Source organism: Prevotella sp. P6B1 (assembly GCF_000702825.1).
In the GTDB taxonomy this organism is placed as follows: Bacteria; Bacteroidota; Bacteroidia; order Bacteroidales; family Bacteroidaceae; genus Prevotella.
Map to the genome: position 1 here is coordinate 247,127 of NZ_JNKF01000014.1, position 25,555 is coordinate 272,681.

Annotated in this window: 23 protein-coding genes and 2 pseudogenes; 15 read left to right on the forward strand and 10 right to left on the reverse strand. The window is 49.7% G+C overall.

The window, feature by feature from the left end; genetic code table 11:
• Positions 1 to 336 precede the first annotated feature (336 nt).
• The 3 genes from T495_RS0111950 to T495_RS0111965 all read right to left on the reverse strand — a co-directional run bounded on the left by T495_RS0111950 (position 337) and on the right by T495_RS0111965 (position 3,352).
• Positions 337 to 558 (reverse strand): hypothetical protein, encoded by a 222-nt coding sequence (locus T495_RS0111950; RefSeq protein ID WP_033148829.1) that lies wholly within the window; start codon positions 556 to 558, stop codon positions 337 to 339.
• Positions 558 to 2,237 (reverse strand): DUF5597 domain-containing protein, encoded by a 1,680-nt coding sequence (locus tag T495_RS0111955; RefSeq protein ID WP_033148830.1) that lies wholly within the window; start codon positions 2,235 to 2,237, stop codon positions 558 to 560. Before T495_RS0111955 ends, T495_RS0111950 begins: the two co-directional genes overlap by 1 nt.
• 563 nt (positions 2,238 to 2,800) lie before the next feature.
• A complete protein-coding gene (locus tag T495_RS0111965; protein ID WP_033148832.1) occupies positions 2,801 to 3,352 on the reverse strand; it encodes a M48 family metallopeptidase in 552 nt (183 codons plus the stop codon).
• Between the two features lie 195 nt (positions 3,353 to 3,547).
• Between T495_RS0111965 and T495_RS0111970 the strand changes: the two genes are divergently transcribed.
• The 6 genes from T495_RS0111970 to T495_RS0111995 all read left to right on the forward strand — a co-directional run bounded on the left by T495_RS0111970 (position 3,548) and on the right by T495_RS0111995 (position 7,796).
• The gene (locus T495_RS0111970) at positions 3,548 to 4,159 is read left to right on the forward strand and encodes a class I SAM-dependent methyltransferase (protein ID WP_033148833.1); all 612 of its coding nucleotides are present in this window, start codon (positions 3,548 to 3,550) and stop codon (positions 4,157 to 4,159) included.
• 221 nt (positions 4,160 to 4,380) lie between these two features.
• Positions 4,381 to 5,472 carry an alpha/beta hydrolase gene (locus T495_RS0111975; protein WP_081832118.1) on the forward strand — a complete coding sequence of 364 codons (1,092 nt, stop codon included), beginning with the start codon at positions 4,381 to 4,383 and terminating at the stop codon, positions 5,470 to 5,472.
• Between the two features lie 488 nt (positions 5,473 to 5,960).
• Positions 5,961 to 6,389, forward strand: coding sequence for a membrane protein (locus tag T495_RS0111980; protein WP_033148834.1), 429 nt, complete (start codon positions 5,961 to 5,963; stop codon positions 6,387 to 6,389).
• Positions 6,390 to 6,401: 12 nt separating this feature from the next.
• Positions 6,402 to 6,641, forward strand: a complete 240-nt coding sequence (locus T495_RS0111985; RefSeq protein ID WP_369793255.1) for a hypothetical protein — start codon at positions 6,402 to 6,404, stop codon at positions 6,639 to 6,641.
• A gap of 15 nt (positions 6,642 to 6,656) precedes the next feature.
• Complete coding sequence (locus T495_RS0111990) at positions 6,657 to 7,061, forward strand: ferritin family protein (protein WP_033148836.1); 405 nt, start codon at positions 6,657 to 6,659, stop codon at positions 7,059 to 7,061.
• A 12-nt stretch (positions 7,062 to 7,073) separates the two neighbouring features.
• Positions 7,074 to 7,796 carry a flavin reductase family protein gene (locus T495_RS0111995; protein ID WP_231495101.1) on the forward strand — a complete coding sequence of 241 codons (723 nt, stop codon included), beginning with the start codon at positions 7,074 to 7,076 and terminating at the stop codon, positions 7,794 to 7,796.
• Here the strand turns inward: T495_RS0111995 and T495_RS15935 are convergent, their stop codons facing one another.
• Positions 7,797 to 7,994 (reverse strand): hypothetical protein, encoded by a 198-nt coding sequence (locus tag T495_RS15935; protein WP_155993637.1) that lies wholly within the window; start codon positions 7,992 to 7,994, stop codon positions 7,797 to 7,799.
• A gap of 300 nt (positions 7,995 to 8,294) precedes the next feature.
• On the opposite strand from T495_RS15935, the gene T495_RS16300 reads away from it, so the two are divergent.
• The 3 genes from T495_RS16300 (at position 8,295) to T495_RS0112010 (ending at position 11,542) form a co-directional block, all read left to right on the forward strand.
• Entirely contained in the window at positions 8,295 to 8,384 is a 90-nt protein-coding gene (locus T495_RS16300) for a DUF6486 family protein (protein WP_255347606.1), read from the forward strand.
• Between the two features lie 232 nt (positions 8,385 to 8,616).
• A complete protein-coding gene (locus T495_RS0112005) occupies positions 8,617 to 10,293 on the forward strand; it encodes a glycoside hydrolase family 43 protein (RefSeq protein WP_051652026.1) in 1,677 nt (558 codons plus the stop codon).
• A 13-nt stretch (positions 10,294 to 10,306) separates the two neighbouring features.
• Positions 10,307 to 11,542, forward strand: coding sequence for a permease (locus tag T495_RS0112010; protein WP_033148838.1), 1,236 nt, complete (start codon positions 10,307 to 10,309; stop codon positions 11,540 to 11,542).
• 68 nt (positions 11,543 to 11,610) lie between these two features.
• On the opposite strand, the gene T495_RS15330 is transcribed toward T495_RS0112010, so the two are convergent.
• Together T495_RS15330 and T495_RS0112020 are read right to left on the reverse strand one after the other, a co-directional pair.
• Entirely contained in the window at positions 11,611 to 13,680 is a 2,070-nt protein-coding gene (locus T495_RS15330; protein ID WP_081832112.1) for a PP2C family protein-serine/threonine phosphatase, read from the reverse strand.
• A gap of 34 nt (positions 13,681 to 13,714) precedes the next feature.
• Positions 13,715 to 14,620, reverse strand: coding sequence for a putative 2-dehydropantoate 2-reductase (locus tag T495_RS0112020; RefSeq protein WP_033148839.1), 906 nt, complete (start codon positions 14,618 to 14,620; stop codon positions 13,715 to 13,717).
• Between the two features lie 208 nt (positions 14,621 to 14,828).
• Here T495_RS0112020 and T495_RS0112025 point away from each other — a divergent pair, with 208 nt between their 5' ends.
• The 5 genes and pseudogenes from T495_RS0112025 to T495_RS0112040 form a co-directional block, all read left to right on the forward strand.
• Positions 14,829 to 15,959: a DUF418 domain-containing protein gene (locus T495_RS0112025; RefSeq protein ID WP_033148840.1), complete on the forward strand. Its 1,131-nt coding sequence runs from the start codon at positions 14,829 to 14,831 to the stop codon at positions 15,957 to 15,959.
• Positions 15,960 to 15,963: 4 nt separating this feature from the next.
• Positions 15,964 to 17,796 carry a DUF6057 family protein gene (locus T495_RS0112030; protein ID WP_033148841.1) on the forward strand — a complete coding sequence of 611 codons (1,833 nt, stop codon included), beginning with the start codon at positions 15,964 to 15,966 and terminating at the stop codon, positions 17,794 to 17,796.
• Between the two features lie 12 nt (positions 17,797 to 17,808).
• Entirely contained in the window at positions 17,809 to 19,314 is a 1,506-nt protein-coding gene (locus tag T495_RS0112035) for a PD40 domain-containing protein (RefSeq protein WP_033148842.1), read from the forward strand.
• Between the two features lie 221 nt (positions 19,315 to 19,535).
• A pseudogene (locus T495_RS16220) lies at positions 19,536 to 19,637 on the forward strand (TetR family transcriptional regulator); the annotation flags it as partial.
• Between the two features lie 9 nt (positions 19,638 to 19,646).
• Positions 19,647 to 19,952 (forward strand): annotated as a pseudogene (locus tag T495_RS0112040) (hypothetical protein); the annotation flags it as partial.
• Here the strand turns inward: T495_RS0112040 and T495_RS0112045 are convergent.
• From T495_RS0112045 to deoD, 3 genes are read right to left on the reverse strand one after another with little or no spacing between them, the layout of a single operon-like run.
• Positions 19,949 to 21,283 (reverse strand): uracil-xanthine permease family protein, encoded by a 1,335-nt coding sequence (locus tag T495_RS0112045; protein ID WP_231495102.1) that lies wholly within the window; start codon positions 21,281 to 21,283, stop codon positions 19,949 to 19,951. The pseudogene T495_RS0112040 and the gene T495_RS0112045 sit on opposite strands and share 4 nt — an antisense overlap.
• 12 nt (positions 21,284 to 21,295) lie before the next feature.
• On the reverse strand, positions 21,296 to 22,993 hold the full coding sequence (ettA, locus tag T495_RS0112050; RefSeq protein ID WP_028904233.1) for an energy-dependent translational throttle protein EttA: 1,698 nt from the start codon (positions 22,991 to 22,993) through the stop codon (positions 21,296 to 21,298).
• A 15-nt stretch (positions 22,994 to 23,008) separates the two neighbouring features.
• Positions 23,009 to 23,716, reverse strand: coding sequence for a purine-nucleoside phosphorylase (gene deoD, locus T495_RS0112055; protein WP_028904232.1), 708 nt, complete (start codon positions 23,714 to 23,716; stop codon positions 23,009 to 23,011).
• A 137-nt stretch (positions 23,717 to 23,853) separates the two neighbouring features.
• Here deoD and T495_RS0112060 point away from each other — a divergent pair, with 137 nt between their 5' ends.
• The gene (locus T495_RS0112060) at positions 23,854 to 24,159 is read left to right on the forward strand and encodes a Dabb family protein (protein WP_028904231.1); all 306 of its coding nucleotides are present in this window, start codon (positions 23,854 to 23,856) and stop codon (positions 24,157 to 24,159) included.
• Between the two features lie 378 nt (positions 24,160 to 24,537).
• Here the strand turns inward: T495_RS0112060 and T495_RS0112065 are convergent, their stop codons facing one another.
• Positions 24,538 to 25,554, reverse strand: coding sequence for a GGGtGRT protein (locus T495_RS0112065; RefSeq protein WP_013063070.1), 1,017 nt, complete (start codon positions 25,552 to 25,554; stop codon positions 24,538 to 24,540).
• Position 25,555: the final 1 nt, after the last annotated feature.

Consider the following 25,555-nt stretch of genomic DNA (forward strand, 5'->3'; position numbering starts at 1 on the left):
CAAAAGAAAATCTATAATAATTTCTGATTTTTAGAACTTTTCTTCTGTTTTTCTTTGTTATTTCGTGATTATTAGTTATCTTTGCACCGCATAATGCAAAACAGATGATGATACTCTTCTGAGTGAAGAGCGAGTTAAGTGGAAGACCTGTCAATGAACTAAAAGGATAAGAACCACGAAATTCTATTTCCCAAAATTCATTTGTACGGTTTAAACTATAAAAAGCAGCATATCAACAAGATATAGATGCTGCGTGGGAAAGTAGATTTTGCGTGGGAAAGTGATATGAGACTACGTTATATCAATTTGTCATTACCTGCACCTATTTCAAATTCGTCATTCTGTCGGTTTGATGATGACTCTGCGATAAGCGGGCAAGGCGTACTTGCTTTGGTCGTCGTTCCAATAGCAAAGCAGATACACCAGCGACTCCGTATCATCAGGTTCAAGATCCGGTTGTCCGATGTAAGTCAAGATCACCACACGAGGTTTCAGTTGTGCCTGCGCTCCCATTGTCAGAAGGCAGAGTAGCAGGAAAATAAGCAAGTTCTTTCTCATCAGTATCTGTATAATTTGAAATGTTGAATCTGGAATGCTCCTACGGGTATGCGCACATGACGACCTTGATGCGTCTGGTCGCCATTCAGATGACGGATGATGCGCTGTTTGCCATCAACGATCTCCACCTCCTCGCATTTCGCCAACCCGATGCGCTGCTGAAAGGTAACCACCACCCCACTGCCTATCACCAGATAATCCTCTTTACCCAGTCTTAGGATGATGCAAGCCGTCTCTGGCCATTCCGCCCCCTTTGCACCTGGTTCCCAACCCAGCGAATAACTATGCCTGATGGTGAAGCGGAAACCATCAGCAGTGACGATCTCAGCCTCTCGCTGTTCGTTGTCGAGCAGCACGGCATCCATATCCTTCGTGCCCTGTCGCTCAAGAATCAACGGCTCTGTCTGCCGCAACAGCTGATAGGATGCCACAAGCGGCGACCGCGATGTGCCTACGGCAGAGAAGGCATTGAGCTGATCATCCTGCGAGAGATCCATCTGCTTCCAGTCGTTAGCATTAGAAACCGTTGTGAGCGGATAGTTCTCGATGCTGAACGGACAGAACCCCATCGCCCCATGATGCCCGAAGGCGTAGAGAGCATACATCGCGTCTTTATCCTCCAGTCGTATCTCTGGCACGAAGAGCGGATTGTTGGGCTGGTGGTATTTTGCCAGCCACGACTTGATGCCCTTGTCGTAGATATCCACCCCCAGCACATCGATAGATGGAGCCCCACAATGCCACAGGTCGATGAGATGAGCCAACGGACCGCCCGACGGATATTGCCCAGGCTTCCGGTCGCGGCTGTTGAGAGCCACATTAACGTACATTGGCAGATTGTAGATTTCACGTCCCGCCTTGGCTATCTGCTCCACATAGGTGGCGTAGGTCCACGTCTGGAAGATCTCCTCCGTATAGATGTCATCCCCAAACAGCTGCGCCCAGTTGGCACCCGCTTTAGCCTGCGGCTGCAGTTTCTCTTTCAGATAAGGGTGCAGCGACTTCTGATGCCTCTTCAGATAGTCGGTCAGCTGCTTGGGCACAGCGCTCTGGTACAACCGCGTCGCATTCGCCGAATAGTCGCGCGGCACCTCAATCATACCGATCTCATTCTCCACCTGCACCATGATCACCGTCTGCTCCAAAGCATCATGATCACGTAGATACGCCATCACATGACAGAAGGCACGCTTGTCGGCCTCCAGCACATTCTTACTCAGCGAAGAAGCCTCCTCAACGGGCACCCCTTCAGACGTATGGGCACGAGGGAAGCGCTTCACGTCTCGCTTAAACCACTCTGGCGCATAGCAACTCATCGAGTTTTTCCAAGCCCCAAACCACAACAGCACCACTTTCAGTTCGTTATGCCTTGCTTCGCTCAGAATCACGTCGAGCGTCCCCATGTCGAACTCACCTTCTTGGGGCTCAATCAACTCCCACGACACGGGAACGAGCACAGTGTTGAGTCCCATCTTGTGGAGATGCGAAAACGTACGCTTCACGTCCTCTGGCGTCGAGGCTGACGAGTTACCCAACTCACCACCAATCATCAGCATAGGCCTGTCGTTGACAACAATCCTAGCCGTACTATTATCACGATGCTCCAGGCGAGGCTGCCGTTGTGCCTGTGCTCCCATTGCCAGGATACAGAGCAGCAGGGAAATAAGCAAATTCTTCATATCATCTAAAAGTCTGCTGATTATTTTATGCTGCAAAAATAACAATTATTTTTCGAATGACATTGGATTTTTTGCGATTTTCACATTATTATTACACCAATCGTTCTGAAGAGTCACTTGACAAGTACCTTGTAGAGATAAACCGTATACCTATGATCACCCCAGATTAGGAGGTCGAATTAGCCCTATAGGGTGCAAAGATAATGATTTGTTTGCTAAAAATATGAGCACGGAGGCAAAAATATTGGTCTTTTAACAAATTATGAATGCATAAACAGCAAAAGTCCCACTATATCGACAGATGGAGCGCAGTTTTCAGGCCAAAAGAGACAAAAACATGTGTTAACACACAAATAATTCTTGAAGTGTTTGTTATATTAAACATTTTGCCGCTTATTGTATTCTATAAGATACATTTTGGAAAAGAATACATACAACGCACTATTTACATCTATCATTTACAACGAAAAGTTACAGCCATAAAATTTACAGCCATATAAAATAAATGCAGATTATTGTTTCTGGCATTAAATATTAAAAAGCACAAATATCATTTGAAATACTCAATAAGACATTTGCCGCGTCATTTTCCGGGCTTCCTTCCAACGGGGGAAATACATGTCCATCAACGCGTGGAAACGGGCATTGTGGCTGGGCTCGAGCAGGTGGCACAGCTCATGAACCACCACATGCTCCACACACCACTCCGGCAACAGCAGCAGATAGGCCGAGAAGCAGATGACCCTCGTTCTCACATGGCACACCCCCCAGCGCGATTTCATGGCCTTATAGGTGATGGCCGTCGGTTTCACGCCCATCACCTGGGCATGGCGCTCCACCATAGGCTCCACCAGGTTTTTCAGGCGTTTGAGTGCCTCGTTGGCCTGCGCTCTGGTTTGTAGTGGCAACTGATTGTAGAAGGCTGCCCTACGGTCTTGATGCTCCTGCGTTTTCTTTCTGGCCTCCGCTATCCACTCGCGATGTTCATCAATAAATCGCTCTATCTCTTTCCGAGGCAAACCGATGGGTGCCGACACATGCACATCGCCATTCTTCACGATGCGCATCGACAACCTCCTGGTTCTCCTGTATGTCACCTGTATTGCCATTTCCATGAGTTATTATAACACCTCCTCCCCCCGGCAAGCAAAAGTATGGATAATTTCCCAATCCACCAAACTTTTTAGGATAATTATTCGAACTTTCCATTTGTGCCATCGTTCTGCAATTCTCAAAAATACTCGCTTTTAGGTATTGTGCACGTGGTTTATTCGCCGTATCTTTGCAGCGAAGTAAAGTAGAATAGCGTTATGGGATTATTTAAGAAACTATTTACCAATTGCGCCTGTCCGCAAGGACGGATGGGACGTGCCATGCTGAAGTTTATGAACCTCTGTCATGCACCGTTAACAAATTGGGGATTGAATCTGGTCGGTATTCAGGACGGCTGGACCATACTCGACATCGGTTGTGGTGGTGGCGCCACCTTGCAACGGCTGCTGAAACGGAGCCAGGGCTCAACCGTTTATGGCATCGACATCTCTGAGGAGAGCGTGGCAAAAGCCAGGCAGGTGAATGCCCGTGTGCTCAACAAGCAGGTGTTCGTATGCCAGGGTTCTGCAGAGCAGCTGCCTTACGATGACGAGACGTTCGACCTCGTTACAGCGGTAGAGACGGTGTATTTCTGGCCCCATCTGCCAGCTTGTTTTCAGGAAGTGCGCCGTGTGCTGAAACAGGGTGGAAAATTCGCCATTCTGATTGAGGTGGTTGAAGGCGACTCCATGTGGACCAATGTGGTAGAAGGTATGAAGGTCTATTCGCCAGAGGAGCTGCAGGCGCTGCTCAACGAGGCCGGTTTCATCCACACAGAGATCCATCGCATGAAACCATCGAATGCCACGATTATCGGTGTAAAAGCATAAGAACCCACTTCTTGAACCAGGATATTACGTTTCTTAACTGGAGAAATGCCGTTTCTTGAGGGAAGAAATGGCAGCACCTTGTCGTTAACATTATTTAAGTGAACGTTTACTCAAATAATTTGGCGATGGATGATATTCGTTGTATCTTTGCAGTGTTTACCTGAAGAAGTACATGGTATATGAAGAAAAAAGTAGTATTAGCCGCAGTGCTGATGAGCGGGATGCTCACTGCCTGCATCAACAAAGAGCAACCTAAAACAGAAGAAGATATGACAACACTGCATTTGACACAGGAATGGGATAAGGTGTTTCCCCTGAGCGAGAAGGTGAACCACCAGAAGGTGACGTTTGAAACACAGTATGGTCTGACACTGGCTGCCGACCTCTATACGCCCAAGGCGGCGCAGGGCAAACTGCCTGCCATCGCGGTATCGGGGCCATTTGGAGCCGTGAAGGAACAGTGCAGCGGTCTGTATGCCATGAAGATGGCAGAGCGCGGTTTCGTGGCGCTGGCCTTCGACCCCTCATATACGGGTGAGAGCAGCGGTGAGCCGCGTCGCACGGCATCGCCCGACATCAACACCGAGGACTTCATGGCAGCTGTCGACTTCCTTTCGAAGCTCGACCAGGTGGATGCCGAGAAGATTGGCATCATCGGCATCTGCGGCTGGGGCGGCATCGCCCTGAATGCTGCTGCCAGCGACACCCGCATAAAAGCAACCGTGGCCTCAACGATGTACGACATGACCCGCGTGAGCGGCAACGACTATAATGATGCCTTTGACAACGAGCAATGGCGACACAGAAACCGTGAGAACCTGTCGAAACAGCGGCTTGCCGATCCCAAGGCGATGGCGGGCGGAGTGCCCGACACCGTGCCACCACAGGCGCCCAACTTTGTGCACGACTACTACGACTACTACAAAACCCCACGCGGCTATCACGCTCGCTCGGGCAATAGCAACGACGGCTGGCGCATGATCGGCACACAGGCCTATGCCAACAGCCGGTTCCTTTACTACATCAACGAGATACGCTCTGCCGTGCTGGTGATGCACGGGGCCGATGCGCACTCACGCTATTTTGGCGAGGCGGCCTATCACTATATGGTGGATGGCAAGGCCGAGGGCTACAAGTTTACAGGTGCGCCCAACCCCACCCCTGAGAACAAGCAGCTGCTCATCATCCCCGACGCCACCCATTGCGACCTCTACGACGGCGGCTACGAGGAGAAAGCGGGCAAGGGCCAACCCAAGAACATGATTCCCTGGGACACCCTGGCCGACTTCTTTAAGAAAAACTTTACTCTGTAAACTTAGCTTCTCCCCGCTGACCACAGGGGCAATCCGTCGTAATGAACACATTTTTCACATAAAGCATTATCGTGATGGAACAGTTTAGAGCTTTGGGTTCGTGGCTCTTATATCAAATCAACCAAGGTCGTATTGCAAAAGGCGAGGCTATCAATGAACAATTAGCTGAGCTTGGCAGTCTGCCATCGTCCTCATTTTCCTACTATTGCTCATAGCCTTGATGATATGGGCACTCATCAGCTTTGGCAGCTACCTGTATTCATTGGTAGCATCCATCTTCTAAAGAGTACTCGAAGAAAACATCGCAGGCGATATATTGTTAAACTCTCTTAAAGTTTTCAATAAATCGCTTGCGATATAAAACATTCTTCTTACCTTTGCATCGTGAACGATATAAACAGATAAAAGAGATGGATGACTACACGCTTCTGGCCAGTGAATTAGATTCAATCATCGAAACATTAAAGAAATAAACAACAGACACAAAAATGAAATATATCAAATTATGCTTCCGTCTGCTACTTGGTCTCTTCATGACCTACGCAGGCATCAGTCATCTGACGATAGCTCGTCAGGAGTTCGTAGCACAAGTACCTACATGGCTTCAGTTCAGTCCGGGCTTTACAGATTTTGTCGTGCTGGCATCGGGCGTGGTTGAGATTGCCCTCGGCCTTGGCATGTTGTTCCTCTGGAAAAAGAAAGCACTCGTCGGTGCGCTGCTCGCACTCTTCTATGTGCTCATCTTCCCAGGCAACATCAACCAGTATGTGAACCATATCGATGCCTTCGGTCTCAACACCGATCAGGCCCGTCTCATCCGACTGTTCTTCCAGCCGGTACTCATCTTCCTCGCCCTTTGGTCAACAGGTGGCTGGAAGTATTGCAAGAAACTCTGTAACAGCTGCAGGAAAGGATAACTTCGAATGGGCATGAAGATCAAAGAGTGGCTGCGATCCCTTTCGTTCAGGACAGGTGTCATCGTCCTGATGTGCTGCATACCCTTCTATATCCTGTCCTTTGCCCAAATGCTGCTGCCTATCAGTACAACAGCAAAAGGCGTGCTTTGGGCTGTGCTCTTCGGACTGGCCAAGACCTGCCAGTATGGAGGTCTGACGATTCTTGGGGTTGAAGGCTATAAACGGTTAAAGAATAAATTCAGAAAACATTAAATAAAACAATACAATATGATTTACGGACTTACAAAAGGAACAGATTTTGAGAAATTATGCGACGGAGCCGCCAAGGCAGAAGCCGCAGGAGTGATGACGTACTATGCCCTCGCACGTATGGCAAAGGAGCAAGGCTATCCCGAAGAGGTCTCGGAAACCTTCATAGAGATGGCCAATCAGGAGGCCGTTCATGCCGGATTCTATGCCACGCTCAACGGCAAGTATAATGCCGACATCTGGCAGATTGCAGAGAACTTTGCAACAGCTGAGGAAAAGGGAGAGGAACAGGTGAACCAGTTTGCCCAGGCATTCCGGGCTGCAGGCATGAACGAGGCTGCCGACGAGATGGAGATTTTTGCCAAGCAGGAAGGCCATCATGGTGCCACCTTGCGGGCTATGATCGAAAAATACAAGAAATAAAAGAATAAAGGTATGAAGATTTTTATGAAATCATCAGCCCTCGTGCTGACAGGCGTACTGCTCATTGCCGCCTGTGGAAACAAGGAGCAGAAGAGTGAGGCAAACGTCAATGAGAATCCTACTCAGGAGAAAGTCGAGGTAAAGGCAGTTGAGGGTCGCAAGAACTTCAGCGACAAGGCTGTTATCACACCACTGCCCGCCATCATGATTGCTACATGGGACGAAAACAAGAATCCCGACGTGATGATGGCAGCATGGGGTGGCCAGTGTGGCCCCAAACACATCACCTTCGAACTCTCGAAGCACAAGACCACGGACAATATCCGTCTGAAGAAGGCTTTCACCATCAGTTTTGCCACGAAGGGTGATATTGCTCAGAGCGACTATTTCGGCATCGTGTCCGGCAACGACGTGCCCGACAAGGTGGCTAAAGCGGGATTCACCATCACACCAAGTCCCAATGTCGATGCACCTATCATCAACGAGTACAAGCTGACGCTGGAGTGCAAGGTCGTGACCTTCGATGAAGACGAGAACGGTGGTGCCCGTGTCGTTGGCGAGATTGTCAACATGAGTGCTGACGAGAGCATCCTCGACGAGGAGGGTAACATCGACCTCGGCAAGCTTCAGCCCGTCATCTTCGATTCTGCCAAAAACGAATACCGTGTAGTCGGCGAGAAAGTCGGCACGGCTTGGGGATCTGGCAAGATCATTCAGGAACGTGAGGTGAAGTGATCAATTCTTGAACAACCTTCGATACTGCCGTCTGTAATAGATGGCAGTTAGCTCACGTGTACGCGGATTCCACTTTGTGTTCATTACGCCCTTCATGTGCTCTGCCTTTGCTACAACCTTCTTATGAGAGTCATGACGGCTCACTTTGAAAGTGCAGCCCAACGCCAAGCCCCGCAACGCCGAAAAGGTGAAGTTCATCAAGTAAGCAGAAATCTTATCTTACGCCTGTTGCCTGATGGGCGGACGGCGAAGTGCAGCCAGATGGCGCCGTTGATGATGATTCGACCATCCTATAGTATAAGAGCTGATAGTGTTATACTATAGGGAAGTTAGTATGATACTAAAGGGCTGTTGGTGTTATACTACAGCACCGTTAGTGTCATACCATAGGGGGAAGATGGGGAAGATGTTTTCTATATAATATTAAAATTAAATACCTAAATCACTTGCATTGACGATTGAGAGATTTAGGTATTTCTTTCGCATATTCCTATATATATATCTTCCCCATCTTCCCCCCAAAAAACAGCATCTATCGCGACTGCGATCGTTACTGCACTGGGAGCTACCTCGTGCATGGGGTATTAGAAAACGGCTCGACACAAAGTAGTAATAGTAGAAAAACCTATCGACTCAGGAGGGAACCAGCAGAAATGTTGGTTTCCTTTTTTCAAAAGGCAATTATAACCTTATCTCAAAGCCATTTCAACTTATAACTAAAGTAAAAATATAGAATAATGCATATTTTTTAACCACACATTTGGTTCTATCAAAGAAATAGTATATCTTTGCAGTTGAAATATTCAACGTATTATAAAATATGGCTATAGAAACAAAGAGCAAAATCAAGCGACTGTTATTCACAATCTCTATCGCTGTTATAGCTTCTTTGAACATCCTGGCCCAAGGCTATCGCAACCCTGTGCTTCCCGGCTTTCATGCCGACCCAAGTGTGTGTACAAACGGAAAGGACTTCTACCTTGTCAACAGCACGTTCCAGTATTTTCCAGGAGTACCTGTGTTTCACAGCAAAGACCTGATACATTGGGAACAGGTAGGTAATTGCCTCTCGCGCAAGTCGCAGCTTGACCTCTCGGGGCTTTACACACAAAACCAGCCTGAACTGGGTTGGACTAATGCAGGCATCTATGCTCCAACCATCCGCTATCATGAGGGGCGCTATTACATGGTGACCACCATTTTCCCATCACGTCGCCATTTCTACGTCTGGACAGACGACCCATCTAAAGAATGGTCCGACCCCATATTCATTGACTTTGCCATCGGCAGTTGCGACCCCACCCTCTTTTGGGACAAAGGAAAGTGCTATTTCTTATGGAAAGCAGCAGCAGACGAAACACGCCCAGGAATCATGCCGGGTGAAATCAACATCTGCGAGATTGACATTCATACTGGTCGGCGTATAGGCGATGTTCATCACTTGGGAACGGGACTCGGCGGACGTTATCCTGAAGGTCCACACATATACAAGAAAGACGATTACTACTATATGATGCTTGCTGAAGGGGGCACAGAACATGGTCACCACGTCAACATCTTGCGAAGCCGTTCTCTGTTCGGGCCGTATGAATCGAATCCTGCCAACCCCATCCTGACGCATTTCAGTATGAAGATGCAGAACAGCAATATTCAAGGACTCGGACATGCAGACCTCATACAAGCACCCGACTCCTCATGGTGGATGATTTGCCTGGGTTATCGCACAAGCGGTTACCTCCTGCATGTGATGGGGCGCGAGACGATGCTTGCACCTGTACGTTGGGACAAGGATGCATGGCCTGTGGTCAATGGTGACGGCACTTTGGCCATCAATATGAAATGTCAGACCTTACCTCAAGTTCCAATGCCCCTTGACCCTGTTCGCGAAGAGTTCAATTTCGTCAAGCGCGATGTACCAGCCGACAGCTACAGCAATATTGGATTGCCTTGGGGATGGATGAGTATCGGTAATCCCGATTATTCCCGCTACTCTCTTACTGAGCGGGAGGGCTGGTTGCGTCTGCGTCCCACTTCTACGCCTCTTGATGCAGCCACGTCGCCCACTTTCGTGGCAAGACGTCAGACTGAACTACGTTTCAACGCCACCGCACTCATTGACGCATCCCATCTGGCAGAAGGCTCTCAGGCAGGAATCACGGCCTATGCAGCACCCCTGAACCATTATGATGTGATTGTAGAACGAAAGAACGGAAAACTATTTGCCAAGTCGAACATACACCTGGGAGCACTCAGCCATGACGACCGACCCGTTGAACTGAAAGACGCACAGGCTTACTTACGCATCAGTTCCGACAAGGACTATTACTACATGCAAGTTTCCGTCGATGGCAAATCATTCACCACACTCAGCAAGATGGACTACCGCTACCTATCCACCGAGGTGATAGGTGGGTTCACAGGCGTGATGCTTGGCTTGTTTGCCCAGGGTGATGATGGATATGCAGATTTTGATTGGTTTGAATATATAACAGAGTAAAGAAAAGAGCAACATGGTTATAGATTTACAGGGTTTCTTCACATCGCTCTTGAGCGTGGTCTGCGAGATGGCTCCCTACCTGCTATTGGGATTCTTCATCGCAGGAGTGCTGCACGTATTCGTGCCGCAGAAGTTCTATGCCAACTATCTTTCGCGTAACAATAAGCTGTCCGTTGTTTGGGCGGCGCTGCTGGGTGTGCCCTTGCCGCTGTGTTCATGTGGAGTCATCCCTACGGCTATCGGTCTGAGGAACGAGAAGGCGTCGAAGGGAGCCATTGCCTCGTTTCTGATTGCCACACCTCAAACTGGCATCGACTCTATTCTGGCCACGTTCTCGCTGATGGGACTGGGCTTTGCCATTATCCGTCCTACAGCGGCACTTATCACTGGTGTTTGTGGAGGATTGCTGGTAAACCGTCTGGTTCGCGAGGATGACGTGAAGGAGGACGTGTCCGTTGCATGCCAAGTAGAAAGCGGAAACAGAATTTGGCGCGTACTGAAGTATGCCTATTATGATATGCTTCGCGACATAGGCCTGCGACTGCTTATCGGACTTATTGTTGCGGCATTGATTCAGGTCGCAGTGCCTGATGAGTTCTTCCTCGGTTTCGGCAGTCAGCCGTTGCTGCAGATGCTGGTTATACTCATCATCGCCATACCAATGTATATCTGTTCAACAGGTAGCATCCCCGTAGCAGCAGCCCTGATGATGAAGGGACTCTCACCAGGAGCGGCACTAGTAATGTTGATGGCCGGGCCTGCGGTAAATCTCGCCTCTATCCTCGTAGTTCATAAGTCGATGGGACACCGTTTCACTTCTATATATCTGATGACCATAGTAGGTTTCGCTGTCCTATTCGGCCTACTGCTCAATGCTACGGGAATCGTCTTCTCCGTCGCTGCCCAGGATGCTTGCTGCATGAGCACATCCGCCCTGCCCAATCCGTTCAAGATTGTTTGCGCCACAGTATTAACATTATTAATTATATTTGCTCTTATGATGAAGTTTTTCAGCAAGTTTACCGCCCAAAAGCCTTTAGACCCCGACGTGACCGTCTATCGTGTCGAGGACATGCATTGCAGCCATTGCGAGGCTGCTGTAGTCCGTGCCGTCGAGGAAGTGCCAGGCGTAGAGAAAGCCAAGGCCAGTGCCTCTGCCAGCACCCTCACCATCAAAGGCCCTGCTACGGAAGAAGCCATCCGCACAGCTGTCGAGGGTATCGGATATACGTTCAAAGGAAAGGCCTGAAACAATACCTGGCGGCTCGACACTTATCTTTGAAATTGAGCTCTTGAGCATCGTATAATCCTTAATAACTAATGGCACCTGATAGCGAGCATGGTCAGGTCGTCATTAGGCGCGGCACCATTGCGATGAGCTTCCACCGACTGGCTGAAGGCTTCGATAACCTGCTTGGCAGTATCTGATTTCATTTGTTGCATCATCTGTTGCAGCTGGTCGTCGCCATACTGCTCCTGTGCCTGGTTTTCGGCCTCATTCAGTCCGTCGGTATAGATGAAGAGCAGTTTGCCGCTGATACTGTCAAGCTCCTCACCCTCAAATTCAAGTTCAGGCCACAACCCGATTGGGGCATTCGATTCTACTTCGATAAACTCGCCATCGAGCAGTGGTGGATTATGTCCGGCATTACAGTAGTATAGATGGCCGGTGGTGAGGTCGGCTTCGCCTATAAACATGGTGACGAACATGCCGTTATCGTTGTTCTCCGACAGCTCATTGTTCAGGCGGTTGGCAATATCGCAGGGTTTACGCCGCTGCTTGGCCATAGCGCGGAAAAGGCGGATGGCCTGTGCCATGAACAGCGAGGCAGGAACACCCTTGCCGCTGACATCGCCCAGACAAAAGTAGAGCTGATTGTCGATGATTTCGAAGTCGAAGAGGTCGCCACCCACTTCCTTGGCTGGTGTCATCAGTCCATAGAGGTCCAGGTCGCTACGCTCTGGGAAAGCCTGTGGCACCATCGACATCTGAATATCGCGGGCAATGCGCAGTTCACTCTCAATACGCTCCTTAGCAGTTGTAGTCTCCTCAAGCTGGTCGTAGGCAACCGCCAGCTGGTGGTAGGCATGTTTCAGTCGGCGTGCTGACAGTTGACGGCGGTAGAGGTAGAAGCTAAGGAAGCAGATGACAAGCAGCGCTATGGCTCCAGCGGCGGCTATCATGATATGATGTGCATGCTCCTTCTCCTCTTGGGCATCGATCTTCGATTGGTATTCGCTCAGTTGCAGATTCTTGTTGTGGGCTTCAAGGCTGTCGTTCTCCAGCTGCATGTTAGCGTTGGCCAGTTCGGCTTCACGGTTCTTTAGTTTTAGCATCAGGGCCTCTTCCTCCAGCTTTTTGTTCTCGAGCTCTTCGGCCGACATGTCGAGTCGCATCTGCTGGTTACGCAACTTCAACTCCTTAGCCTCTAGTTCCACGCGTCCCAGATCCATAGTGGCTGTCATCTCCATCAGCAGGTGGTTGTTACGCCTGCTATTGATAGAGTCGCGCATCTCCCAGTATCTCTGTTGCGTGAAGTAAGCATTCCGGTAATCGCCCTTGCGCTTATGTATGAGGCTGAGCAGGTCATTCCTAAAGAGCGGCGACCTCAGTTTATTGCAGAGAGCGATGGCTTCGTCGTACTGATGGTCGTTGATTTTTCGCCACACAGCAATCACGGCACCGCTACTGTCATCGTGCCCGTATGCCTTCTTGGCTTTCTCGCGTTCACCCCATACATAGTCGAACTCCTTCTGATATTCAGCCGCATCCTTGACGTGATAAAAAGCAGTGTCGACCTTACTCAGACAGATGACCGACCATGCGTTCAGCCTGTGCATGGCGCTGATATGAGGTTCCTTCAGGGCTTGTTCGGCATCGAGGATAGCCTGATAGATTTTTCTGTTGGTCAGGCTGATTCTGGCCAGTTCTATCCACGAGGCTGCCGCACTCTCGTTGGGGAAGTTCTCGTGCAGATAGCTGATGGCTTTCTTGAAGTTCTGGATACCCTCCTGATAGTCACCCATCATGCTCTGTATGGTGCCCATCACATGGGTACCCGTATAGATGCCATACTTGTGGTCGTGGTTCAGGGCATACTGCTGCATATCCTTGGCAATGAGCTGCCCCTTGTTGCGCTGTTGGTGATTGGCAAAATAAAGTGCCTGATTGGCCCAGGCCTTATAGTAGGTACGCTCGTCGCCAGCCTTCTGGGCCGCTTCCTTCAGCTGGTTAGTAATATCAATGAAAGCCGTCTCGTCGTTTTTATTGTAGAGCTGGTACATCTGTTTCTGCAGTTGTACGATATCATCGGCAGCAGCCGACTGTCCCCACGTCGGGGACAAGCCAGACATCAGAAGCACAATAAGAAGGATTAGCTTTGCCATAGGCTGAGTTTTTTTATAATAATGTTCTCAGATATCACTTGGATTCCAGAAACCGAAGCTCTGCCTCCAGCATCTCCAGTTTCGGCATAGGACAGCCTGCCTCGCGGGCTATCTCCAAGGGACGCGTGTAGAGATAGTATATCTCCATGGGACGGTGGAAGTCGTAGTCCAATCGCATAGATGGCGAATAGGGTGTCATCGCATCAGTAGTCTCTATCATCTTATCTACAAACGCGGCATCCAGATTCTTCACCCCCAAGTGCTGGGCTGCACTGACTACCTCCATCATCTGTTCGCGAATCAACTGGCGGGTCGATTTATGCTTCAGCAAGTGGTCAGTCTGCGTGTGCAGTGCCACGGTCATGCCATTGAATGGCATGTTCCATACGGCCTTCTTCCATCGTGCCTCATGATATTCCACCAATCCTGTCTCGATGCCAGCCTGGCGGAACTCGTTGACCACTGACTGCATCAGCGCTTCGTCCTTGCAGGAATAGTTGGCCAGGTTGATGCTGCCATAACACTGGTGACTGACAAGTCCCGGCTCCGTCTTGGCAGAACAGATAAAGGCCAGTCCGGCAGCCAGTTGCACATCGGGAAACATTCTCTGTACATCCTCCTCAACCCCTATACCGTTCTGAATAAGCACCACCAGCGTGTGGGCATGGAGTAATGGTGGCAGCAACGACTGCAGTTTGTCATTATTGACAGACTTCAACCCCACAAGCACCACGTCGCACGACGGCATGTCTTCCGAATGCCGATAGACATTGACATCTGCCAGATGGAACGAGCCGTCGCAGGAGTCTACCTGCAGGCCGTGTTGTTTCACATACTCATAGTCGCTGTGCAGCAGGAAATGTACTTCCTGTCCTGCATGAGCCAATTTAGCTCCATAATATCCACCAATGGCACCTGTGCCGATGATTCCGTATCTCATTTTTTACTCTGTTTTGATTGTCACTACATGCCTGATTGTAGCATGATTCTGCGCAAAAGTAGCATTTTTCCTTCAAATAACCAAACCATTCGTCACAAAAATGAACAAATTATCCCAAATAGTTGGTAGATTCCGCAACAATCTGTATTTTTGCAGCGTCAAACAAAAAATGACGATTACGAACTAAATAACAAAATCTTAGATAGAAATGGAATTCTACAAAACCCGCAATCTCGTGAACACGCGTATTGATGTGGCCGATGCACTGAGAGGCATCGCTGTGGCTGGCATCATCCTGTATCACTCTGTTGAGCACTTTAACATCTTCACCCAAGAGCCTATCGTGCATACGTTGCCGAGCGACCAAGGAGTGGCCAATGTGCTGGCCTGGCTGCTATCGGGTAAAATGTATGGCATCTTTGCCATGCTGTTCGGACTGAGTTTCTTCATCATGAACGATAACCAGCAGCAGAAGGGCAAGAACTTCTCTGCCCGCTTTGCCTGGCGCATGTGTCTGTTGTTTATGTTCGGTATCGTCAACGTGGCCTTCTACGATGGCGACATATTGATGCTTTATGCGTGCTATGGTCTGCTACTCATCCCTATTAGTTATCTGCCGTCGAAATGGGTGTGGACCATAATTATCCTACTAGCCATCCAACCCGTAGAACTGTTCTGTCTGCTGACTGGTACCACCATCGACCACAGCACCATGTGGGAACTGTATAGCAAAATCAATAGCACACACGAGCATGGCACTTTCCTGGAAAACGCCATCACCAACCTACGATATGGCTTTGAGGTAAACTTCCGATTCAACATCTTCAGCGGACGACTGACGCAGTTGCTCTGCCTGTTTATCCTCGGCATGCAGTTAGGTCGCCAGCGAATGTTCTACAACGAGGGGCGCCACTTACAGATATGGCATAGCCTTCTCGTCACATCGGTCCTCGGCCTTGGTGCACTGATTAATCCAGATTTCGGCGAACTGGAATCATGGCTGAAACCCATCTGCAACCTCATCATCCTATTGCTGATTGTGTCGGCAACTGTCTCTGCCTGGTATGCCTTCGAGGGTGTGCGCCGAGTGCTCCACCATCTCTGCATCTTCGGTCGTATGAGTCTGACTAACTATCTGCTTCAGTCCATCATCGGCTGCGCCATTTTCTGCGGCTATGGACTGGCCTGCTATCATCTGCTGGGCGTCACCTACGCCGTCATGGTGGGATGCGGAATGGTCATCGTACAATACCTCTTTGCCCGTTATTGGTTCAGCAATCATCCACGCGGACCGTTAGAGGGACTCTGGCGAGAACTAACCTGGATAAATAAAAAATAAAGTTATGAGTATTAATCATAAACATTTGGCTTTAGGCAGTTGGCTGGTTGCTCTGATAGCAATAGCCAGCTGTTTACTCATCTTTGAAAGTGACCAACTCTGGAAGATTGAGCAGAAGAATATTTTCCTCTTTTCCACATTATTTCTAAAAGAGCAGTTGGTAGTTCCTGGTGGAATGCTCACGTGGGTGGGCACGTGGTTCACGCAGTTCCTGTACCATCCATGGTTAGGCGTATCGCTACTCTGCCTCTGGTGGGGGCTACTGATGTTCATCATTAAACGAGCCTTCCGTATCCCTGACCGCTGGGCTATACTGATGCTGATACCCATCGCCCTCCTACTGCTCACCAATATGGCTATGGGCTACTGGATTTACATCCTGAAGTTGAAAGGGCATTTCTTTGTATCTACCATTGGTACCACAGCCATTGCAGCCCTGCTGTGGGGCTTCCGGAGCATACCCGCCAGACATTATCTACGTCCCATCGCCATCGTCCTCACAGCAGCGATAGGCTATCCGCTCATGGGCATCTACGCGCTGGCAGCCGCCTTACTCATGGGTATCTGGTCGTGGCGGTTAACACCACATCGTACAGAGGCTATCGTCCAAAGTGCAGCAGCCATCCTCAGCACGGTGGCAGTTCCCCTACTCTGTTACCGCCTTATCTACTACCAGACCAATCTGGCTGATATCTACTGGGCAGAACTGCCACTCTTCTATACCACTGAGGCGTATCCTAACTATTATATCACTTATGGGCTGTTAGCGTTGTTCTTTGCACTGTTAGCAGTCACCTATCGCGACAACCGTCAGTCAGTCAAGCCCATGAAGCCACGCACTTATCTGCTATGCCAGGTCGCCATCGGACTCCTGCTACTGGGTAGTGTCTACCACTTCTGGATGAAGGATGAGAACTTCCACCACGAGCTGACCATGCAGCATCGTATCGCCAACCATGACTGGCAAGGCGTGCTGGACGAGGCAGCCACCCAGAAGGATGAGCCCACTCGCGCCATCGTCATGATGCGTAACCTCGCCCTCTCACGTATTGGTCGTCAAGGCGACGACATGTTCCGCTACAAGAATGGTTCCAAGGCCTACGCTGCTCCCTTTGGCATGCGCCTGATGCTGGTTGTAGGCCCGCTGATGTACTACCAGTACGGTATGCTGAACTACTGCAACCGACTGTGTATGGAACTGGGCGTAGAACTCGATTTCCGTACAGAGGACTATCGGCTATTAGCCAACTGCGCCTTACTCGACGGCGACAAGCCACTGGCCCGTAAGTATCTCCATATCCTGAAACAGACCCTGTTCCATCGCAACTGGGCCGAGCAGACCGAAGTACTTATCGACCACCCAGAACAGTTGGCCCTGGATGTGGAACGCGAGCCCATCACCCATATGCTCCACTACAAGAACATGCTCGGTGGCGACGACGGCTTCACAGAACGTACCCTCATGAACCAGTTGGCAACAAACACTTATACCGGCGACCCCATCTTTCAGGAGCAAACGCTGCTGGCCACCTTCTGGACCCAGGACATCAATCAGTTCTGGTATCATTTCAAGGACTACACACGTCTGCACCCGCAAGGTCCTATGCCGCGTTACTATCAGGAAGCTGCCTATCTATATGGTAAGATAGAAAAGCGGCAGGAAGTGGAGAATATGCCATTCAATCCTACCGTCAAAGAAACCTTCATGCGCTTCATCACTGCCGCATCCAACTATAACAATCAGGATCTGGAGGAGGTACGTCGAGGCCTCTACCCCCTCTTCGGCGACAGCTATTATTACGATTTCTACGTGATGAAGCCATTAGCAGAATACTAAATCAACAAGAATATGAACATCAGAAATATAGCATATATAGGATTGACACTGGCTATGATGGGCTGTGCAGGTCCTTCGGTACCAGAGGTCTTCACCGAATCAAAGACCTTGCCCAATATCTATCCCGACTATACCAACGTGACCATCCCCATCAATATCGCCCCGCTCACCTTTGAACTCGATGAGCCAGCCGACGAGATGATTGCCCGTTTAGCCGTAGGCAACGAAGAGCTGGTGTTTGCCAATCAAGCACAGCCCTCCATGGACGACTGGCACCAACTGACTGAGAAAGCCAAAGGTGGCGCTATCAGCGTGGATGTCTATGTCCGTAAGGCCGACCAGTGGACCCACTATAAGCCATTCAGTATCTTTGTATCGCCCGACAGTATCGACAGCTACCTGAGCTATCGTCTGATTCATCCTTCATTCGTTAATTACGAAGCGCTTACCATCAACCAGCGATGTTTAGAGAATTACAACGAGAGTGTCATCTACGATAATATGCTCTGCAGTTTCGAGAAGGACGGCCAGTGCATTAACTGCCACAGCTACCAGCAGTACAACCCTGAACGCATGCAGTTCCACGCCCGTCAGCAGAATGGCGGAACCGTCATAGCCTACGACGGAACCATCAAGAAGATCGACATGAAGCACGACTCCATCCTCTCGGCGGGCGTCTATCCTGCCTGGCACCCCTGGCTGAAACTCATAGCCTACTCCACCAACCTGACAGCACAGAGTTTCCATACCACCCATCGCAATAAGATTGAGGTGTTTGATTCGCAAAGCGACCTCATCGTCTACGATCTCGACAAAAACCAAGTCACCAACATCGAGAACGACCCCAACGAGCTGGAGGTGTTCCCCACCTGGGCACCCGATGGCAAAGCGCTCTATTACTGCAGCGCACACTTCGAGTGGAAAGACTCTACCCTGAACCCCATAGACGAAATCATCAAGCGCTCTCAGGACATCAGATACAACATCTATCGCAAGCCTTTCGATCCGGAGACGAAGACCTTCGGTCCCCGCGAGCTCGTATTTGCTGCCGACAGCCTCAACAAAAGTGCTACGCTGCCCCGCATCTCGCCCGATGGGCGCTACCTGATGTTCGCCATGGCCCAGTATGGTGTATTCCACATCTGGCACCATGATGCCGATCTATGGCTGCTCGACCTACAAGTTCCCGTGGACTCACAGGATGGTCACAGCAATCCCCACCCGCTCAAGGAGCTCAACTCGCCCGACACAGAGAGCTACCACTCCTGGTCGAGCAACGGCAGATGGGTTGTATTCAGCAGCCGCCGCGACGATGGCACCTATACCCGTCCGTTCTTCGCCCATATCGACCAAAAAGGCATCGGCACCAAGCCTTTTGAATTGCCCAGTGCCGATCCTGACTACCACCGTCAGTTCATGAGGTGTTATAATATCCCAGAGTTTATGCGCGGCCCAGTCATCATCAAGCCGCAGGCGTTTGCCGATGTACTCAAAGGTGATGGTGAACCAGTGAGATGAAACTATCTCCTGATTAAAATAGCAAGTTTTAGGTATTGTTGGTCTCGAATAATCATCGTACCTTTGCAGCCGGAAATAATTCATGTTATATGCAAAGATTGATTATAATACATAAGGATGTTCCAACAATAGGAAGAGAAAGAGAAGACTCGCGTCAATGCGGGTCTTCTTTTTTTTGTGAACAAAATGGAACATTGTTCGTTTTTAACTATTGGTAAGTTATGCAGATAAAGAAGGATTATACACGCGAAAAGATTGTAGAAGTGGCCAGACGCGAATTTCTGTCAAAAGGCTACGCCAAGACCTCAACACGCGACATCGCGACGGGTGCTGGCAACGACTGGTCGCTCTCAGCCCAGTATGCACACAAGTATGTGGCTTGGGGCAATCATCGCGATTCCGGACTTGCTACCCTTCGCATATCAAAGGACCTGCTGCACAACACCATGGCGCTTCAGACCTTTGCCTATATCGACGTGACCAATGGAGGTCTCTTCAATCGCCTGAGTGCCGACTATGCCCTGAACGACCAGTTACATGCAATCGTAGGTTACGACCTTTTCCATGCTGACAGGGGAATGTTCGCAACCTACGATAACAATTCTGAACTCTGGTTCAAGCTGAAATACAATTTCTAATTGTGGGGCTTATCCTTGCCGTGTACGCTCTTGATCTTCATGCCTAACCTACCAGGCAGGATGGCATTGAGCGTCACACCAACGATGGCCGAGAGTGCCAGACCTGAGAAGTGGATGGGGCCGATGCTTACTTCGTCATTGGCTCCGTATTTCACACCGATGGCAATCACCAGGATCAGGGCTGCCACAAACACATTGCGTGAAGAGTTGAAGTCAACGCTGTCCTCTACCAGATTACGCACACCCACAGCCGAGATCATTCCGTAGAGAATCAGACTCACACCACCAATCGTAGCTGCTGGCATCAAGCCTATCAAGCAGGCGAATTTAGGACAGAACGACAACAGAATGGCAAAGCAGGCAGCCAGACGAATCACGGCTGGATCAAACACCTTGGTAAGGTTCAACACGCCAGTATTCTCGCCATATGTGGTGTTAGCAGGTGCGCCGAAGAGCGATGCCAAAGCAGTGGCCAGTCCGTCGCCCATCAGGGTGCGATGCAGACCTGGCTCCTTCAGGAAGTCCTTGCCTACTGTCGACGAGATGGCACACATATCACCGATATGCTCCATGATAGTAGCAATGGCGATAGGCATGATTGCAATGATGGTTGAGATGAGGAATGTGGTATCCATATGGTCAAGAACAGCCAGCACGGTCTGCTCTCTGCTGAATGGCAATCCAATCCAAGCGGCCTCGCTCAGCGACGTGAAATCCACCTCGCCCATCACCACGGCCAACGCATAGCTCACCACTACACCCAGCAGGATAGGAATAATCCTGATGATACCCTTACCATACACACTGGAGAGAATCACCGTGACCAGCGCCACAAGAGCCAAAGGCCAGTTGGTGGCACAGTTCTGGATAGCGCTACCCGAGAGCACCAATCCGATGGCTATAATCATAGGACCTGTGACCAAAGGTGGAAAGAAGTGCAGCATTCGCTCAATGCCGTACGACTTGATAAGGCCGGCCATCACGAAATAGCACAAGCCGGCAAAGAATACGCCGATACACGCATAGTCCAGAGCCAACGTCTCGCTCATTCCCTGCTCTATGCCCAGCGCTTTTACCGACATATAGCCGCCTAAGAAAGCAAACGAGGAGCCCAGGAAGGCAGGCACCTTAAACTTGCTGACACAATGGAAGACCAATGTGCCGATACCTGCAAACAACAGGGTTGACGACACAGAAAGGCCTGTTAACACAGGTACCAACACAGTGGCACCAAACATAGCGAACAAATGTTGGACACCCAAAATGACATACTTTGGCATGCCCAGTTCTCTGGCATCGGTGATGCCTTCTTTTTCTACTATCTGATTCATGTGATTAAAAAGTTATTCCTCCATCAATTTACGGTAACGGGCACGCTTGGGCTCCTCTAAGCCTAAGCGCTGCGCCTTGTTGCTCTCGTACTCGCTGTAGTTACCCTCGAAGTAGAACACATTCCCCTCGCCTTCGAAAGCCAGGATGTGCGTACAGATACGATCCAGGAACCAACGGTCGTGACTGATGATAACCGCGCAACCGGCAAAAGCCTCAAGACCTTCCTCCAGCGCACGCAGGGTGTTTACGTCGATATCGTTAGTAGGCTCGTCGAGTAACAACACATTTCCTTCCTGTTTCAGGGCGATGGCCAGATGCAGGCGGTTACGCTCACCACCCGACAGCACGCCACACTTCTTCTCCTGATCGGCACCACTGAAGTTGAAACGTGAGAGATAAGCACGCACGTTGATATCCTTGCCACCCATGCGGATAGTTTCATTGCCCTGACTCACCACCTCATATACCGATTTCGTGGGGTCGATATCCTTATGCTGCTGATCCACATAACTCAACTTCACGGTCTCGCCCACGGCGAACTGTCCGGCATCAGGCTTATCCAATCCCATAATCAGACGGAACAGCGTGGTCTTACCCGCACCGTTAGGACCAATCACACCCACGATACCGTTGGGTGGCAGGTTGAAGTTCAAATCGGTGAACAGCGTCTTCTCAGGGAACGACTTAGCCACATGCTCGGCCTCAATCACCTTATTACCCAAACGTGGTCCGTTAGGAATAAATATCTCCAGTTTCTCTTCCTTCTGTTTCTGTTCCTCGTTCAGCATCATCTCGTACGAGTTCAGTCGGGCCTTACCCTTGGCATGACGGGCCTTGGGGGCCATACGTACCCACTCCAGCTCGCGCTCCAATGTCTTACGGCGCTTCGAGGCCGACTTCTCCTCCTGAGCCAGTCGCTGACTTTTCTGCTCCAGCCAGCTCGAGTAGTTACCTTTCCAGGGGATACCCTCGCCACGGTCCAGCTCCAGAATCCACTCAGCCACATCGTCCAAGAAGTAACGGTCGTGCGTTACGGCAATCACTGTACCCTCGTACTGCTGCAGGTGCTGCTCCAGCCAGTCGATACTCTCAGCATCCAGGTGGTTGGTAGGCTCATCGAGCAGTAACACATCGGGCTTCTGTAGCAACAAGCGGCATAGCGCTACACGGCGACGCTCACCACCCGAGAGGTTCTTCACACTCCAATCGCCAGGAGGACAGTTCAGCGCAGCCATAGCACGGTCTAGTTTCGAGTCCATGTTCCACGCATCTGTGGCGTCGATAATATCCTGAAGTTCAGCCTGTCGTTGCATCAGCTTGTCCATCTTATCAGGATCCTCGTAGTATTCGGGCAGACCGAACTTCACGTTGATCTCGTCGTATTCAGCCAGCGCATCGTACACGTGCTGCACACCCTCCATCACATTCTCCTTCACCGTCTTCTCCTCGTTCAATGGTGGTTCCTGCGGCAGATAGCCCACGCTATAGCCAGGGCTCCACACCACATTGCCCTGATACTGCTGATCCAGACCAGCGATAATCTTCATCAGGGTTGACTTACCTGCACCGTTCAATCCGATGATACCGATCTTGGCACCATAGAAAAAGCTCAGGTAGATGTTTTTCAGTACTTGTTTCTGGTTCTGCTGGATGGTCTTGCTCACGCCTACCATCGAGAAGATAATCTTCTTATCGTCAACTGTTGCCATATATATGCTTTAAAATTAAATCAATGAGAATGCTACTTCCATCATTTTGGTAAATGTGTTCTGTCGCTCTTCGGCAGTGGTCTCCTCGCCTGTCAGCACATGGTCGGAAATAGTACAGATGGCCAATGCGCGATTGCCCGAACGGGCTGCATTCATATAGAGTGCGGCAATCTCCATCTCGATGGCCAGCACACCCATGTTTGTCCACTTATCCACGTGTGAGTTCTCATTATAGAACACATCCGACGTCAATACATTACCCACGCTGTATTTGAATCCCAGACGATCGCAGCTATCGGCAGCCCTGCGCACCAGGTCGAAATTGGCAATCGGTGCGAAGGTGCCTGGCAGTTCGTAACTGGCAGCATAGTTCGAATTGGTGCATGCGCCCTGTGCGATGACCAGATCGCCCACATGCAGACTCCCCTGAATAGCACCAGCCGAACCAACACGGATAATGGTCTTGACACCATAGAAATTAAACAACTCGTACGAATAGATACCCATCGAGGGCATACCCATACCGTGTCCCATCACGCTCACACGCTTTCCCTTATAGGTGCCGGTATAGCCCAGCATACCACGCACATTATTAAATAGTACGGCATTCTCGAGAAACATCTCGGCCATCAGTTTCACACGTAGCGGATCGCCCGCCATAATTACGGTCTCAGCAATTTCGCCAAGCTTTGCCCCGATATGAGGCGTTGGAGTTGTAGCCATATTATGATTCTTTTGTATTTATTTGTGCAAATATACAAAAAAATCCTCAACAAACAGGTGTTTTAAGGTGTTTTTCTTTGTCAAACAGAATATTTTTCCTATTTTTGCAACTTACAAACACAAATTATTTATTGTTTATGGTAAAGCATATTATTCTCTGGACACTGAATCCAGAACTCTCTGAAGAAGAGAAGCAGACAGTTAAAGCCGGCATCAAGGCAGGTCTTGAGGGATTGGTAGGAAAAGTTCCCGGACTGCTCGATGTCAAGGTTCATATTGATGGCCGTCTGGCCTCATCAAATGCCGACGTGATGCTCGACAGCACACTCGAAAGCGAGGATGCTTTGAAAGGCTACGCTGTTCATCCAGAACATGTAGCAGTAGCCAACGGCAAGGTTCGCCCCTACACCGTTCAGCGTAGCTGTCTCGATTTCGAGATCTAAATAAAAAGCGGTGCCTGCAAGCACTGCTTTTTTTATTTAAAACTGTTATATTAAAGTATAGACACTAAACTGACATAAACTGACAATTTACATTCTGGATTTTGTATTTTTGCAACATCTACGGCGTTTGCCAGATGGGGAGAGTACTGGCAAATGCATTCCCAACATTCGGATAATTGCATCACTGCGTTCAGATAGTTTCTTTGAGGTGTTCAGATAATCTTTATGCCCCATAAGGGATTATCTGAATAAGACGTTAAGATTATCTCATTAACGTATGGAGAATATCGCAATTGAAAAGTAGTTAGAGATATTTGTAGATAATAAAAAAAAGCCCCGCCGATTGGCGAGGCTTAAATTATTTAATCGCACTGCGAATTACTTCTTGTTCAGGGCGAGGTCGATAGCAACGGCTACAGAAACTGTTGCACCTACCATTGGGTTGTTACCCATACCCAGGAAGCCCATCATCTCAACGTGAGCAGGAACTGAAGAAGAACCTGCGAACTGAGCGTCAGAGTGCATACGACCCATGGTGTCGGTCATACCGTAAGAAGCAGGACCAGCAGCCATGTTATCTGGGTGCAGAGTACGACCAGTACCACCACCAGAAGCTACTGAGAAGTAAGGCTTACCAGCGAGTACGCGCTCCTTCTTGTAGGTACCAGCTACTGGGTGCTGGAAACGTGTTGGGTTGGTAGAGTTACCAGTGATTGATACGTCAACGTTCTCCTTCCACAGGATAGCTACACCCTCACGTACGTCGTCAGCACCATAGCACTTAACCTTCAGACGGCTGGGGTTGTTACCGTAAGGAACCTCCTTAACCACGTTCAGATCACCAGTGAAGTAATCGAACTTAGTCTGTACGTATGTGAAACCGTTGATACGGCTGATGATCTGAGCAGCGTCCTTACCAAGACCATTCAGGATAACGCGCAGAGGATTCTTACGAACCTTGTTAGCCATCTCAGCAATCTTGATAGCACCCTCAGCAGCAGCGAAGCTCTCGTGACCAGCGAGGAATGCGAAGCACTCAGTCTCCTCGCGGAGCAGACGAGCGGCGAGGTTACCGTGACCGATACCTACCTTACGATCGTCGGCTACTGATCCGGGGATACAGAAGCTCTGCAGACCGATACCGATGGCCTCAGCAGCCTCGGCAGCTGTCTTAACACCCTTCTTGATGGCGATAGCAGCACCACAAACATATGCCCATTTAGCGTTCTCGAAGCAGATCAGCTGTGTGTCCTCACACATCTGATATGGATCGATACCAGCCTTTTCACAAATCTCATTGGCCTCCTCGATAGAGTTGATGCCATTCTCCTTCAGAGCAGCAAGAACCTGGTTGATACGGCGCTCCTGACTCTCAAACTGTACTTTTCTAATCATT